This window comes from Aliikangiella maris (assembly GCF_040719265.1).
GTDB lineage: Bacteria > Pseudomonadota > Gammaproteobacteria > Enterobacterales > Kangiellaceae > Aliikangiella > Aliikangiella maris.
Genome location: NZ_JBFDAH010000034.1, coordinates 19,172 through 35,597 on the forward strand (window position 1 = coordinate 19,172; position 16,426 = coordinate 35,597).

The 16,426-nt window shown below is 35.5% G+C and carries 11 protein-coding genes; 3 read left to right on the forward strand and 8 right to left on the reverse strand.

Translation table 11 applies throughout. The features are described 5' to 3' along the window. Positions 1-203: 203 nt before the first annotated feature. The 4 genes from ABVT42_RS20025 to ABVT42_RS20040 form a co-directional block, all read right to left on the reverse strand. Complete coding sequence (locus ABVT42_RS20025) at positions 204-830, reverse strand: Mpo1-like protein (protein ID WP_353897699.1); 627 nt, start codon at positions 828-830, stop codon at positions 204-206. Positions 831-912: 82 nt separating this feature from the next. Further along, positions 913-1,821 carry an archaetidylserine decarboxylase gene (asd, locus tag ABVT42_RS20030; protein ID WP_353897700.1) on the reverse strand — a complete coding sequence of 303 codons (909 nt, stop codon included), beginning with the start codon at positions 1,819-1,821 and terminating at the stop codon, positions 913-915. Further along, on the reverse strand, positions 1,793-4,564 hold the full coding sequence (locus ABVT42_RS20035) for a glycosyltransferase (protein ID WP_353897701.1): 2,772 nt from the start codon (positions 4,562-4,564) through the stop codon (positions 1,793-1,795). The genes asd and ABVT42_RS20035 overlap by 29 nt, the downstream gene beginning before the upstream one ends. A 2-nt stretch (positions 4,565-4,566) precedes the next feature. Then, positions 4,567-6,282 carry an aminotransferase class III-fold pyridoxal phosphate-dependent enzyme gene (locus ABVT42_RS20040; protein ID WP_353897702.1) on the reverse strand — a complete coding sequence of 572 codons (1,716 nt, stop codon included), beginning with the start codon at positions 6,280-6,282 and terminating at the stop codon, positions 4,567-4,569. A 1,296-nt stretch (positions 6,283-7,578) separates the two neighbouring features. Between ABVT42_RS20040 and ABVT42_RS20045 the strand changes: the two genes are divergently transcribed. After that, complete coding sequence (locus ABVT42_RS20045; RefSeq protein ID WP_353897703.1) at positions 7,579-8,469, forward strand: sensor histidine kinase; 891 nt, start codon at positions 7,579-7,581, stop codon at positions 8,467-8,469. Between the two features lie 2 nt (positions 8,470-8,471). Continuing rightward, positions 8,472-9,206: a LytR/AlgR family response regulator transcription factor gene (locus ABVT42_RS20050; RefSeq protein ID WP_353897704.1), complete on the forward strand. Its 735-nt coding sequence runs from the start codon at positions 8,472-8,474 to the stop codon at positions 9,204-9,206. Positions 9,207-9,400: 194 nt separating this feature from the next. Here the strand turns inward: ABVT42_RS20050 and ABVT42_RS20055 are convergent, their stop codons facing one another. The 4 genes from ABVT42_RS20055 to ABVT42_RS20070 all read right to left on the reverse strand — a co-directional run bounded on the left by ABVT42_RS20055 (position 9,401) and on the right by ABVT42_RS20070 (position 14,994). Next, a complete protein-coding gene (locus ABVT42_RS20055; RefSeq protein WP_367024307.1) occupies positions 9,401-9,940 on the reverse strand; it encodes a GNAT family N-acetyltransferase in 540 nt (179 codons plus the stop codon). A 264-nt stretch (positions 9,941-10,204) separates the two neighbouring features. Next, a complete protein-coding gene (locus tag ABVT42_RS20060) occupies positions 10,205-11,299 on the reverse strand; it encodes a helix-turn-helix transcriptional regulator (protein ID WP_353897706.1) in 1,095 nt (364 codons plus the stop codon). Positions 11,300-11,478: 179 nt separating this feature from the next. Further along, positions 11,479-14,406, reverse strand: a complete 2,928-nt coding sequence (locus ABVT42_RS20065) for a serine/threonine protein kinase (protein WP_353897707.1) — start codon at positions 14,404-14,406, stop codon at positions 11,479-11,481. Positions 14,407-14,409: 3 nt separating this feature from the next. After that, the gene (locus tag ABVT42_RS20070; protein WP_353897708.1) at positions 14,410-14,994 is read right to left on the reverse strand and encodes an ECF-type sigma factor; all 585 of its coding nucleotides are present in this window, start codon (positions 14,992-14,994) and stop codon (positions 14,410-14,412) included. Positions 14,995-15,460: 466 nt separating this feature from the next. On the opposite strand from ABVT42_RS20070, the gene ABVT42_RS20075 reads away from it, so the two are divergent. Further along, positions 15,461-16,117: a helix-turn-helix domain-containing protein gene (locus ABVT42_RS20075; protein ID WP_353897709.1), complete on the forward strand. Its 657-nt coding sequence runs from the start codon at positions 15,461-15,463 to the stop codon at positions 16,115-16,117. The last annotated feature ends 309 nt before the right edge of the window (positions 16,118-16,426 follow it).

Genomic DNA, 16,426 nt, shown 5'->3' on the forward strand with positions numbered 1-16,426 from the left:
TTAAATAAGAGGCTCTAAATAATATCAGACAAATAAACGTGTTTAACTAAGACTTTAATATACATGGGATTCTATAAATTCCCAAAGAAAATCATAAAACTCGTTAGGGTTATTTGATACATACAACTAAGTTATCGAATAACCGCTAACGATTTAGCTAAATAGTTAATTAGTCTATATTTCAATTGCTTTTAAACTGACAATTAGCTTTTTTGAGCAACTAATTTTTCATCATACCAATCAGACATATCATCATACATTTCGCCTTTCATAATATAGTAAGGCGCTTTATGATAAATTTTAATATCATGAAAAGGGTCAGTTAATATTTTAGTAAACCATACACAACCAGACTGAAACCCCATGATAAAAAACAAATGAACTGTTCTGAAGACCAATGCCCCCATTCCAATAAATAACCAAGTTAAAGATAGATTATATAAATATCCGTTGATTCCTTCTCTCGCTTGAAGCATACCTAACATCGTTGAATCATAATAAAGAATCACAGGAGCAATAACCCATACTGAAAGTAATATAACTTTTCTTCTTAAATTATAACCAACCTTAATACTTTCTTTAAACTCGTGACTAGCTTCGTTCACCTGATCATAAGTTTTTGGTTCAAAAAAGAAATGTCCAATCTGACGAAGAATCATCGCCAATAACCAGCCAATCATAACAGCACTTACCGGGTCAATAAAAAGTAAAACATAACTCGTTAAAAAGCAGGTTGCACTAATCAAATGCAGGAATTGATTAATCCGGTTATGATGATAATAACGATGGTCATCCCAACGTTGTTTTTTCAGTTCTTCGTAAAATTTCATTGCTATTCACCTTCTTTAATTTTAAATTTCCAATACAAATTCATCCTCAGGCTAAAAACAAGCCTCGGTTTTTTTATAAATATCAGTTTTGCATGACGTCGCTCTCAATTAATAACGGTTGTCCCATTTTAATCTCTTGCCCACTTTCAATATCTTGACATAGATTAAACTCACCAGTTGCAAAGACAATAATTGTTGAGCCATGCTGAAAATACCCAAGCTCATCACCTTTACCAAATCGCGCATCGCAATTAATCAGGTTAGGACCTTTATATTTTAAGTCGAGAGTTTCATCCAGACAGTGTAGTTTCATACTAGCGACTAAAATAGCTGCAACTGGAACTAGTGTGATACTGCCGGTTTTGTTTAACAACAATTCAATAACGACTCTTTCATTTTTACAATAAAGATTTTCGATACACTTCAATGCAACCGGATTAACATTCCAGGTATCTCCCGAAATGTAATTTAGCTGCTTTACCTTGCAGTCAGTTGGCGCATGAAAGCGATGATACATACTCGACTTTAAGCGCAAAGTTACATAAGTGCCGTTTATATACTTATCGCTTAATGATTTATCCGGGATAAGATCACTTAATTCATACGGAAAACCTTTAGTCTGAAACAGTGTCTTACCATCGAGTTTGCCACAACTACCAACAATCGCATCACAAGGACTGACAATAATATTTTCGCGATAATCGATTTGTCGAACACCTTCTTTTAGTTGGCGAATAAAGCATTCTCTTAAACTACCAAAAGATTGTTTTTTCGCTTCATGCAGCTTTAGGTCATCAACAAATAGCGACCATATTTTAATAGATAGACGCGTCAGCCAAATACTTTCAATACCACTATACCACCCCATAAATCGAGTCAGTAAGCGTCTAGGAACTCGGTTAGTAATTAAAAAATTTAACCTCTCTGCAAATGTCAGCTCATTAACGGGTTTGATGGTTGTGTCAGGCGACGATGCGTTTAGTGTTTTCAATGGTAGCTTCACTTATATCGATAGTTGTTTCATTGATTTCTATTTGATTAATATTCACCGGTTCATCGCGAAGCCCGAGGTCAAATAAAAATTGCTGCATAATTGGCTCAGCCTGATAGGATTTAGCCCGATTTATTGCACTTTCAGCCATTTTGCTATGCTTTTGTGGATGAGAAAAATGATTAATGATGTAATCGCTCATCTGTTGATTATTTTCAACCAAGTAACCATTATCATGATGCTCTATTAAATCTTTTGGACCTTTACAATTAAAAGCAATGACCGGCATACCATGACTGAAGGATTCTAGAATAACATTACCAAACGTATCAAAACGTGACGGGAAGACAAACAAATCCAAACCAAGGTACAAAGCAGAGAGTTGTTCGTGACTTTGCCAACCTAATAACTTAGCCTCAGGCAAAGCTTGTTGAAGCTCATCAGAATCAGGGCCCGATCCTGCAATAACAATTTTAATGTCTGGAATTGATTGCTTAACTCGCTTTAAAATTTCGGGGAGTTCAAAAATACCTTTTTCGCGACTGATACGGCAAGCTAAAAATAGTACAGGTGTATCCTCACTGCAATCAGGGAAAAGTGATTTTTTATCAATCGCTTTAATTGAATAATCTCTTGGCTTGGTATGATGCGCAGTTAAAAAGACTTTTTCTTTTTCTAACTGCATTTGGTATCCGGTTAACCAGTCTTTGTGCTCATTATTTAATACAAACACCCCATTATATTGCTTGTACAATAATCGAAGCAATCGACGAATCCGATCTCTCTCGTGTTGATTAAGATTAGTTGTATGTTTAATAAAATCGATCCAATCGGTATGCATAAAGAAATAACAGGGAACATTAAACATTTCTTTTAAGAATAAAGACACCAGAGCCATTGGACCTTCGGTTGAGCAAATAATGCGGTCATAACCACCAGAATAAAAAATCCGAGCAATTTCCATCAGATTTGGTATACGAATTTCCTGTTCACCATAATTAGGCAAGCTAAAACTGGTAATTGGAGGCAATACCATTAAGTGGTCTTCTTCTTGCGCACTATCGTGACAAATTAAAAAATCAATTGGTAAGTCAGCACGCTGAATTTCTTTTAGTTTTCCTGAAAGCGAATTTGACACACCATTTTTATCTTTTAGGGTATCGGTTAAATAAAGCGCTCGTTTACGGTGGCTATTTTTTCCTAAATGATTAGCAAACTGATTTAAGAAATCTCTATTTTGGTAAAGCAATCGAGTGCTTGCCAATGTAACCCCCGTTAAAATAATCGTCATTAAAACGGGAAATGATAAATTATCCAATAAGTCATTAAAATTGAGGCCGCTAATATCTTTAGGTCTTTTTTTACTGGTTTTACTTGAAAACAAAGCGGTTACTTGACTTGGAATTTCAAATTTACGAGTCAGCTCTTCTGTTGAAAAACCTTCGAGAACGATTTTATCTTTAACGAACGACGTCTTTTTAATTCGTTTAACAATCAAATGATTAAGCTGAGTAAATAATTCGGTAATTGATCGATTAACGGTATCAACAAATTTCTCAGGAGAAACCTTTTTACTATTAGCGATATCTTCTAGATACTTGATACAGAATTTATAGTCTTTTGAAATTTGCCACTGCAATAGTTTGCTTGGCTTTTTACCTTGAAGTGCATCATGAATAAATTCAAAAAACTTCATTGTATGTTTATGCTTTTGCATTTCTAACAGCAGATTGCTAATTGCAAAGCAGGATAATTTATCTTTGGTTTCACCATAATGCAAAAAGATTCGCATCAAACCAGGATCTTTAATTTTTGTCGCAATTTGCGTAAAGTAATCCAGCAATGCAATATTTAACTTTTGGTTTTCACCGACGTGACCAAACGGACTGATATTACCTTGTTTAATGGCTTCAAGTGCCAATTCTGAAGGATTACTGAACTTTAATTTTTCTTCAAGATTTGGCACATATAACAGTGAACCACATTCACCAGCAAAAATTCCCATATGATCATCAGAACCACCAGTTAAAATTTTAGGCTTTAATGGATTGACACCAAAATCAGCCGGATTTAATTGATGCTTTTTTGCATAAAATTCAATTTTTTCTGGTGTTAAACTTTGCACCCAGTTGAGCGTTAAAACACTTTGCCATAAATCTCGTTGCCCATTAAGTACTTCAAATCGCTGAAACATGACAGCTAGCTTTTCAAAAATAGCCAACTCAATTTTTTCGTTGCGCGTATAAAAATATAGCGGATGCGGCAAAATTAATGGGATATCCCATTCAGCAGCATAACGAACAAAGTCATAGATGTTACTGCGCTTTTGATTTAGTATTTCTTCTTGTTCTGGCGTAAACCCATAAGTGAGCACATGCACAAATAACTCGTACTCAGGAAAGTAACAAGTAAATTCAGCCGCGACTAAAACATCCACACCTTTTTCAAGCAATTTCCAACACGATCGAGCATTGTTGTGATTAGTGACCGTTAGTACGTCACAACCATTATCATTTAACAACTTCACCAACTTTTTAGTCTTTAACCAGGTTTCTGGAAGACCAAGTATTCGCCCCCATAATTCATCTGGCACATCACTATTTCGATCATGACAGTGCAAATCAATCTTCAAACAGTCAGCACGCGGAAATCGTTGCGACTCTTTTTGTAAGTATTGTTTGAACTCTGAATCAAGTGATTGTCTAAAATCACTGGTACTGCTCTGATTAAACAAATGAATCATATCTAACTAACTCTTTTTATCGTCTCTTTATCACTCTTGTAAACAGGAGCAGCGGGCGAAGAAATTATCTTGCTAAGTATCGGAAATTTTGCACGTAAAATATCATTGAGCATTAATCGCTGAATAACTTTGTTACTATAGTTTTCTGGTTGCCACCACCATTGGTCAGCTTGCATTTGTTCGACCGCTTGAATAAAACAGTCACAAATATTTTCAAAGTCTTCTTCTGACACATTAAATGGCATAATGAAGCGCCCAGTTCCAATCCAGGCTAATTCCAGATTGTTGGCACGCAAATAAAATTGCAGCATCCAGTTAAAGCGGCTAGGTAATAAATAGATTACTGTCAAAATGGTATGCATACTTTCAATTTTAATCGGTAGGTTTTTAGCCGCTAATTTATCATTCCAGCGTTGTACCCGTTCATTCCAGATAGATTCAATCTGACTGTAATGCTGTTGTATTTCTGGGGATTCGATACGATTTAAAAACTCATTCATCGTTCCCATGACGTAGGGGTGAGAATTAAATGTTCCTCTAGCAAAAGAAACAAATGCAGGAGAGTCATCTTTAAAGCGCTTCATTAGGTGATGCTTACCACATAACACGCCGATTGGTAGACCGCCTCCTAAGGTTTTACCATAAGTTACCATGTCGGCCTGAACATTAAAGTATTCTTGTGCGCCACGGTAACCCAAACGAAATCCGGTAAAGATTTCATCAAAAATCAATACGATATTTCTTTGCGTACAAATATTGCGAATACGTTGTAACCAATCTGCATATTTTTCACGATCAAAGTGTGTTGCGCGATTGCTGGCTACCAGTGTTGAGTCACTGGGCCCGTCCGAGTTTGGATGAAACGCCTGAAGTGGATTAATGAGTACACAAGCAATATCTTTACGAGTTTCTAAAACTTTAATCGTCGCTTCACTAAACTCGCTCAAGGTGTACACATCATTGACTTGACGTTGATTACCAATACCTGGTTGAACACCATCCCACCATCCATGATAAGCCCCACAAAAACGTACCAGATGCGAACGCCCAGTATGATAACGAGCAAGCCGCACAGCTTGCATAACCGCTTCAGTCCCCGACATATGAAATGAGACTTCATCTAACCCGGCAATCTTTTTAATTTTTTCAACATTTTGTTGAATCACAGGGTGATAAGGACCGAGAACAGGCCCTAAATCCTGAACTTTCTCTGCGCCCTTTTGAATACAGTCTTTATAAAAGTCATATCCAAAAACATTGACGCCATATGATCCTGAAAGATCGTAACGCCAATTGCCATCAATATCTTTAAGTTGAACACCTTTACTTTCATCAACGATTGAACCGAGTAGTAGCTCTTTGTGTAACACATCTCGAAAAGGAAACGGAATACGATATGCGCTGGTAAAAATAATATCCGAAATAGAGCTTTTTATTTGTGATAAAAAAGCAATCGTTTTAGGAGAGCTGCTATTAGCATGATTCTTTAACTGTTCTAAGGCTGCTTTTCTTTTCTGCTGAATATCTTCTGGCGCACCATCACACGCAAAAAAGTATTTTTGATCATAAGAAAAAAATGGGATCTGCTTTGCAATTCGTCTTGACCACTTGGAGTGTCCACGAAGCGATGGATGTTTAGCACGTGATAGTCTTAATCGAATAAAGATTCGATAAACCAGATATATGCCAATAACAGATGCAGCTAATTCGGTATACAATTATTCAACTTCCAATTATCTATATTAATAGTGAAAATTAGCAGAGAAATATGTAGCTTTTATGACGCATTAGATCCATAACTAGCGAAGTGTGACACCCATTTATATCTTATGTAGGAATATGACGAATCCTAAAAATGAACAATTTTGATAGTGTTTGTGCTGCTAAAAAATATCACTAGACATTAACAGGATAATTTTTTCTTTATGTAATAATGAGTTATTCTATTAATGTTGGCTTAAGCTTTATTCATAAAACTTATCGGTCATAAAAACCGAATAAGAAAAAAATTAATTGTGACAAAAATACGACAGATTTATTTAAAAAAAATGACTGTCACAATAAAATCCCAATATTGAAAAACCTGAATTGATATTTCACATTTAACTGGTGTATTCCATCAATTAGGTGTACGCCATTCTAGTTACTTTTAAAAGCAATTTTATACTTTTGATGTTGACTTTTAATGTTTGCTTTTACCAAAAGTCTTTTAATCAATTACTTCATATCTGTGACTTCATGGTCAATCGTTTTACCAGAAATTCTGGTATAGGCATGACGAATACCATTGAACTCCCTTACCTCTTTATAGATAGTCTGAATGATTTATTGATGACAATAACTCACTATATGCTTCACATCAAAAACCACTTAAACCTCAAAATTGGCAAGTGAATGGGGTGCTAACGTCGATTTTTATGAATTTACCTCTTCTTAAATGGTTGTTTTTTGTTCAAAAAAAGGAAGTGCACGTTACGTTCTATTGCGTTCATCTCATTATTGTGATTAACCACTCATGACATTGTTCAGTCCATTAGTTGAACCTATTCAACTATTTATATATAAGGCGATTGCCATTATTTGAGATTTTTGCTTTCCTAGCTATGTTTATCGCAAATTTCCTTGGAAAAGAGAGGTAAACACTCCTAAGTAGTTATGACTAATTTAGTATTATTCTAAATTAGTATATTAGGCTCTTATGTTATTTCTTGGTAGATCTCAAAGTAGATCTTTTTAGACATATGCCAACTTGTGTATTCAAAATTGGTGTATGTCTTTTTTCTTTCAGTTACTATTACAAATACTCCTGAAATCAGATCTACAGTTATATGTTGAGTATCTTCAAACGAGTTAAGGCTCTGAGAACCAGTTTTACAATAAAGAATATAATTGTACTTTTCTTAATCAACTGCTTTTTTGCACTACTCTATAGCCTCTATTTTGAGTTTATTGGCACCAGTCCCAGTGATCTCAATTTTACCCAGATATTACTTTTTTATATTAAAACACTTAATTTGACGGGTTTTTCTCTCACTATTACCTATTTATATTTTTCGAAAAATCCAGAATCACCACTCACACCAACACAACTTGCCTATATTGGCGCAACCGGTGTGGTTATCAGTGTTATTTTAAACAGCATTTTTCATGACTGGAATCAAACGAAGCTTCATCCCGTTTTAGAAGCGATTTCTTATATGCTGATACTCATGCTGCCAATTTATTGGTCTTTTTCTATTATTTATTTTATTAAGGGGCAGCAGGCAAAACCGCAATACCAAATGCTACGTCAGGAGCTTGAGAAACAATTTGCCGAGCGCGATAAGCTGGAGATGAAATTACACTTACTTCAAGCACAAATAGAACCTCATTTTTTCTTTAATACGCTGGCTAATCTGCACAGTTTAATCGACTTTGAACCACAAAAAGCAAAATTATTGCTCGAACATTTAACCGATTATTTGCGCAGCAGTATTCCACTTTTTCAAAAGAAGTTTATCTATCTTGAAGATGAAATCGAATTAATCAGACATTATCTCAATATTCAGAAAATTCGATATTCAGATAAACTCAGATACAACATATCATCACCGCGAAAGTTTCGTTTACATCCGGTTTTACCCATGTCGATTCTTACGCTGGTAGAAAATGCAATCAAGCATGGTATTGAGAAAAATCGCGGAATGGGTAAGCTTGAAGTGATTGTCAGTATGCATAAGAAAAGAAAACTAAAAATATCTGTGATAGATACAGCCGGGCTGCTCAATAAAAAGCCCACGGGTACTGGCATTATTAATTTGAAATCTCGCTTGAATGTCGTCTATGGTAAAAATGCTTACTTGAATTTTTACTGTGAAAATAATAAAAAAACCGTTGTTGATTTGATTATTCCCTTGGATTTGTAACCATGAATATTAAAATATTAGTCGCCGAAGATGAGCTTATTTTACGTACCAGTCTCATTAAAAAGTTGAACAAATACTGGCCAGAAGCAGAAATTATCGCCGAAGAAAGCTGCGGACTGGATGCGTTAAAATCAATCAATGAACTCAAACCTGATGTCGCCTTTTTAGATATAAAAATGGGCGACCTGACGGGGATTCAAGTCGCTAATAATATTGAACACCCCTGCCATATCATATTTGTTACAGCTTTTGATAAATATGCCATACAGGCTTTTGAAAGTGGTGCACTGGATTACTTACTCAAACCCTATTCTGATGACCGACTTTATCAGTGTATCACACGTACTAAAAAGCTCATGAATAGCCAACCATCAGCGGCGAGTCCTGTTGTAGAAGAAACAACACTTGATTCAGGAAAATACCTTTCTCGTTTAAGAGTAAAAATCGGTAGCAAACTCTGGTTTTTACCTGTTGATGATATTATTTGTTTTAAAGCAAATGGTCGATATGTCAAAGTTGTCACGGCAGAAAAAGAAGCCTTGATTGAAAGCTCTTTAAAAACACTTTATGAGCAATTATCTCCCGAATATTTTTGGCAGGTTCATCGTAGTACCATTATCAATATTAATTATTTAAAGTATGTGAATACCGATAAAGTAGAACATTTGCAGGCAATTATGGATCATCTGGATGAGCCAATTACCATTAGTCGCCGATTTAATCACTTATTTCGCTGAAAGATTTGCTAATCTACTAACACTTACCGGTGAAAAGTCGCATACTAAGGGCTAATATTGAATGCCTGAATCGCTCAGGCATATTAAATGAGTTGGTATAAAACCCAATCAATAAAATGGATTCTAGATAAAACAGATTTGATAGAATCAAGTAGCCACTCCGTTATCGTTATTGGAACCTTGTAACAGATTGACTATTTATCAACCTCATAAATAACCACCTGGATTTTTCCTAATAAATCATGCTCAACAACTTCAACATTAATAAAATTCATCCCTATCTTTTTCATAATTGCGATTGACCCCGCATTACCCTCTTCCGCCAGTGCAGTAATCTTGTTAACTGACTCAACATTAAACAATGCATTTTTAAAGTTAAGTGCCGCCTCTGTCGCATAGCCCTTACCCCAAAACTCTTTCTTTAAACGCCAGCCAATTTCAATGTTATTCCATTCGGGTTCACCGCTGAAAAAACCCATTGGTCGAATCAATATCCAGCCTAAATAGGTGTCATCCGGCTTAAGACCTATTTTCCAGAGTCCCCAACCTTGCTCAGCATTAAAGAAACTTTCCATACGAGGTATATATACCTTGTCGAACTCTTTTCGGGTTACCGGATTGCCACCATTAATGTATCGCAGTACTTCCGGATCGCTCTCTAACTCAAAAAGCATATCAGCATCATCAACCGTCAGTTGTCGATAACAAAGTCGCTCTGTAGCCTTTACAATCATATTCATCCTCGCTAGCTGCTCAAGTGTTTTTATTATTCAACATGAAAGAATTATATAGGATAAAAGCAATTAAAAATATCTTCAGCGGAGAATATTCAACTTTAAATGTCAGCAAACAAATTAACCATCTGTTAGATTAATTTATTCAACATAACGATGAATTAAATTAGAAGTACCAAGCAATAAGCTCATCTTATCTCTTTAATAAACCAGTATTAATTAACTGGTATTCATAGGTATACCGGCTACCGTTCTAGGTATCGACTATTGATAAATTAACTCGCTTAAGCAGGCTTTATTTGTAACATTTAGATTTCGGTAAATATTATTCGCATGCTTAGTTACAGTAGAGGGCTCTATATTTTGTTGTCTGGCAATTTCCTTATAGCTGTAACCTTTTGCCAACAACATGGCAATGGTATATTGCTTTTTAGTTAACTTTTTAATAACCCCGCCTTTGATCAATTGAACCAATACATTCTGATTTTGCTGCTTTATATTGACCAAAATATTATTACTGTGAAAAATTCTTTGCCAATCGGTACTGACATTTATTTGGGGAATCAACTGTCTAATTTCGTGCCATTGAATTTCTTCTTCCGCAAGACACGCTAAAAACTCACTTGATGCACTAATCAAAATACCCTGCCTGCTAGCCATAGCCATATATTGACTGTTCTTTTCTTTAGCGCTTTGTATCGTAAAGTTTAAGTTTTTAGCTTGTATAAAATGCGGAACGATTGCTTCAATTAATGCCATTTGATTTTGCGAAAAATACTTCGACGGTTTAACCGAATTTTCTGAAAGCGGACAACCAGACAAAGACAACGGGCAAGCCGTCACTGAAGAAGTTTCAAGATTTATCGTTGTGCGGTTCACGGGATTAGCTAAGCACTCAGCCAAATTTACTCCAACAGACAAACCATTAATACAGTCCCACTCATTAAATAATTCAAAAGATAGTACATTGACCACACGTGTAACTGGATGCTCTACCAGACATATGATACGCGAAACCCCACATTCAGTATCATTGAGCTTTGTGCCAATAGGCTGCGCAGAGGTAAAGCTATTGTTCAGCCACTGATTATGACAATAATTTAAAATTAAACATCCAGAAGAATAAATTGAAATACTCGTTGAGTTACCATGACTATCTATACACGATTCTAACAAACCAAGTCGTGTTTCATCGATGAATCCCTGTCCTAACGTATAATCTGTGATATACCAGTTTAATCGACAATCTTGAATATGTAGCTGAAGTTTTTCCTGTAAATACGTCATCATTGTCGTCATATCGACAAGATGATACGCCTGATAAATATCATAAATCAATCGATTAATATTTAAGTTCATTTTATCTCTCTCCATGTAATTAACATTCACCTAAGTCAATGGAAACCATCACAACCGTTACAAGATAAAACAGTGTCGAGCTATAAAAAATATACGCAATCATAAAAATAATCCGTAAAATTTTTTCATCTCACCGCTAATTTTTTGACGGACAGTAAACACCCGCGCTCAATTAATTTTTAATCTATTGATTCATAAAGAGTTTTATTGACCGCTATCAGCCCTAGTTTAGCTTGAAGCATCACCGGATCATGACAAGGTAATGGTTGGTTTAAAGCCTTGGCTAATCGTTGAATGGTCTTGAAATGATAATGCCCCGTCGATATAAATGTACAAAATCTAGTCACTGCCAAGTTAAAATGCTCTTTTGCTGTGAGCAAATCGCCAAAGGCAACATAGTATTGGGCGTAAAACAAGTTAATTTCTGAGCCAAAAAAACGGCTGATTTTTTCTTTGAACTGAATTTGGCTTAAAGCTTTATCAAAATCTCTGTTTGACAAATAATAATAAAATAAAGCGCTCGTTGCCAAATAATTCAGCTGGTCACTTTGCGATTCTCCAATCATGCGACTAACCATTTCAACTAAATCAGCATCCACCGAAATGTTTGATAAAACGCTAAACATCAACCAGTTGATGGTTGCCTGCTGCCTGAAATTATGTTCCCGAGTAAGGATATCCTGTGCATGACGATAAGAATCTTTACATACAGACTCCGCTATTTTCAGCATCTTATGCTGTAGCAAATGTCGGCAATATTTGGTTTTAATAACCAAAGGGGAATAACTCTCGGGATCTTCAAAACGGGTTAATGCACGCTCAAAATAGTTTATTGCAGGTAAGATACCAACTGTACGCGAGAGATTACGCGCATGAAAGTACTCAGACTGTGCATTGACTATATTTTCAGTTTTTAAACCTTTCATTTGTAGTGCAGTGGCTTCAAGCATTTGATGACTTATCATTAGCGACTGCTCAAAATTTCCAATTGAATAATAGAGATTAGCCAGATATCGAGAAAGCACAAAGTCATTACGCGATTTTTCTAATAGCACAAGACCGTGCTGCTCAAGTAAAGCGAGGCTTTTTACTTTATGTTTTGCCGACTCACTATAGACTCTTACCAAGTGTGATAACAGATTCAAATATTCTGGATGTAGCGGTCCAACTTCTTCTGCTAATAAATTTTCTAGCTCTCCCGCAATATCAAAATCATGATCTTTACGTCCACCATAAAGATTGACTGACTGGCTGCGATACTCCATCAACGCCACCAAATAATAAGAAACAGGCATAATACCTTTATTCAACTTCATTAATCGCAAGTTCTTTTCTAAATAATATAGTGAACGATTATTTTCACTAACCTTTTCATGATAGGTTGCTCGAATACTGTTTAGTACAAACTGACTGCGAATCGATAGCTCACTCAAATCATCTTGCCGATTTAACCAGTTCACCATTTTATTTAACGATTGCAAGTCATTAAAATGACTAATTGGATAATCATTTGAGCTAAATACGGATAAAAATTCTTCCGCAGAAAGTGACAATGAATCAATATCAGTTAACATTTTATCCAGATAGTAAGCGTTATTTTTGCTATCACCTTTTTTCCAATACAAACTGGCAAATTGAGCGTTAATTAAAAACTGTGCTTCTTTCGATTGAGTGATAACGGGTGGCAAACGGTTTGCAATATCTTTTAAAAACGCCAGCGCTTTATCATGCGCACCAATGCTATTATAGGCTTTTGTAATATAAACAGCATAACGAATCGCACTTACCCCTGTTAAATAATTCCATTCAATTTCATCTTGTAATGCATCAATAATTTGGCCCCTTTCCTGGTTTGTCATACTACGTCCCAAAGGCTGAATTTGCGTTAACAAATTAGACATAGATAACAAAATGGCATCATTGGTTTTTTGCTCGTTTTTTATTTCACTATATTGTTGCGAAATAAATGAAAGCGCAATAGAACAAATAAAAACAATACTCATAACCAAACTGGTGGACAGTTTGTTGCGCATGAAAAACAAGTAAAAACGTTCGTACCAGTTATATTGTCTGGCACGTACGGGTAGTTTTTCCATATATGACTGAATATCACGAAACATTGACTCCGGAGTTGCAAAGCGCTCATTAAAATCAGTCGCCAAACAACGTTTGACAATGCAAGTTAACGTTTTATCAATTAAGTCAAGTTGCTGATAGTCAATCGGGTTAATAAGGGTAAAAGCTTCCGTTTTTTTACCCCCCGGTACTTCACCAGTTAACATAAAATACAACACCGCACCTAATGAATAAACATCAGATAAAGTTGTTGGTGGCTCACCGCGGATTTGTTCCGGGCTAGTATAACCGAAGCTGAATGCACATAGGTAATCATAAATAATTTTACTTTGATTGGTTCTATCAGTTTGACGAGACACGCCAAAGTCAATCAGTTTAGGTTCCCCTTGATTATTAATTAAAATATTACTTGGTTTTAAATCACCATGAACAATTCGCTTAGTATGAGCGTGTTGAACAGCATAAATAATTTTTTCCATTAGTTGCAGCTTTTCGGCCAGGGAAAGATTATTTTCGGCTAAGTATTCATCTAGAGGTTTGCCATCAACATACTCAATCACAATGCATGAACGACCATCAGAGGTTTCTTCAAACATATAAATCTTGGCAATGTAAGGGTTATTAAGTTGAGATAACGCCTGAGCTTCAAGATTTAAAATTGACTTTGACTGATTATAGGTTAATAACGGATTTAAGAATTTGAGCGCAACTTTTTGCTCAAAATTACCATCATTTCGATGAGCCAGATAAACGGCCCCCATACCACCTCGCCCTAACAGACTTTCAACGGTAAATGCTCCCACTTGTGTACCACGAGGTAAAAAACAGGATTCTTCATCACTAATGGCTTCAACAGAACGCCCGATAACTTGATTAAAATCCTGATCTGCAACACTATCACTAACAGCAATAAGTTCAACCAATTCTTGATAATGTTCAACTGATTTCGCTTTTAACGAATCAAGATAAGCGCTTTTTTGACTTTCCGGCTGATTTTCATATTCAATAAAATGCTCATACAAACTGGACATCGACTAATATTTTCCCTTTTCAATATGTAGCTTTATCCACCCTCGAGCAAATTTCAAATCTTTATCTACGGTACTTTCAGAAATATTCAGCACATCTGCAATCTCTTTATTTTGAAAGCCAAAAAAATATTTTAGTTGCAAAATTTCAGCAGGACGCGGAAAACTATCGAGCAGGTTTTCAATTGCTTTATCTAATGTCAAGTAGTCTTCCAACTCATGAGAGTATGGAATATTTTTTATTTCCTTATTATCGACAGCATCAACATCACGTTTTTTTGAGTTTTGTTTTCGAAAAAAGTCAACCAGGATATGACGCATTGTGGTTGCAACCAACATATAAAATTCACGGCTGTTTTTTAAATCAACAGTCTGTGCTGATGAGATTTTTATATAAGCATCATGTACCAAAGAGGTCGTTGAATGGATAATCTCTTCAATGTTTTTAGGTTGAACACCAAGGCTTTTTTGTTTTTGAATACTCTCCTTAGCAATGCGACGAAACTGCTCGTAAGTAACACTAAACAGCTTCTCTTCCGAAAACTTATCACCCGATTGCCATTTATGAATTAACTGAGTTAGATTCATCATTCACCTTATTCCATCATCCGAATTCACTTAATAAAATTTCCAATAAACACATACCATTCATCTTTAAAAACCAGGTTAATTCAAGAGCATAATTTACAATTCTCGCCATTAAAGTAAATAAACAGATCCATTCAAATTAATCAGCAGGTCTGTATAGGATATTTGTGTCAATTATCGCCTTAGCCAGAGAATATACAATAAAGTCTCATACTGAGTGAAATAATATTTGTCAGCAATCTCGAGGATTAAACAAAAGTCGGTTTCAGTACACAATGCTCTACAGATTTGTAACAAATAAACAGAATAGAAATGATAAGCAAATTGAGACAGAAAACATGAGCATATCAGCGCACTAATGTTAACCAAATGACCAACTTGGATGAAATGACCTATATACAGATATTTTTTTATACGATTAAAATTTTGTTCCGTGTCAAAATTTTATTAGCAAAAGGTGATATAACAAATGTACCAGATAAGACCAAAGGAAGCGTCACAACCTTTAGCACTGCAATCGGCGGTAGAAGCTAACAAGGAAGACTCTCAAAATAGCGCAAATTCGAGTAATAACACAGCCGACCAGCGCAAAACAACTTTTGAGTTGACTGAAACTCAACAAACACCTATCAATCCAACAACAGAACCCACCCAGCAGCATGCTAGCGATTCGACTAACCAATTGCGGCATGTTGATCTGGAAAAATCCAACAACCCTAATATTGAATCTTCTAATATTAATAACTCTAATTTAGCTATAGCGAATGATAACTACCAGCATCCATTTGTTACTCGCCTAATTCAGGAAGTGACCAACAATATTATGAATGCAGATTACCGAGTTAATCAACTGGCTGAAAGCCTGGCAGTAAGTCAACGCCAACTTTATCGAAAATGTAAGTACTTTCTTGATGAAACACCTGCCAATTATTTGCGCGAAAAACGATTAGCTTACGCGCTACAACTCATTAAAAATGGAGAATCAATTAGCGGCGCATCCAGAAAAGCAGGTTATGCAAGTCCAAGTTATTTTAGTCGCAGTTTTAAAAAGAAATTTGGTAAACGTCCATCAGACATTAATAATATTATTGTTTCGATTAGCCAAAATAATAACGAGAACAATTGATATTACTGGCAGGTATGATAATTAATGACAAATAATTAGAGATATCTTCATAAATGACTAACAAAATCCCACCAAACAACAAGCCGAAGATTATTTATAACAATGCTATTTGTGAGACTACAAATAGCATTGCCTTAAACTAAGTTAAATATACAATGGATTAATCAGCCCGCCAAACAATGACGCCAGCGAGCCTAGGTAGTCGCCCCTGAAAAAAAGCCTAACCTTCTGATATTTAACAAATAATCTCTAATCAAGAACCCCTTTTTCGACCAAAAATGTTAGAATAACTCTCAACTTTTTGGTCGA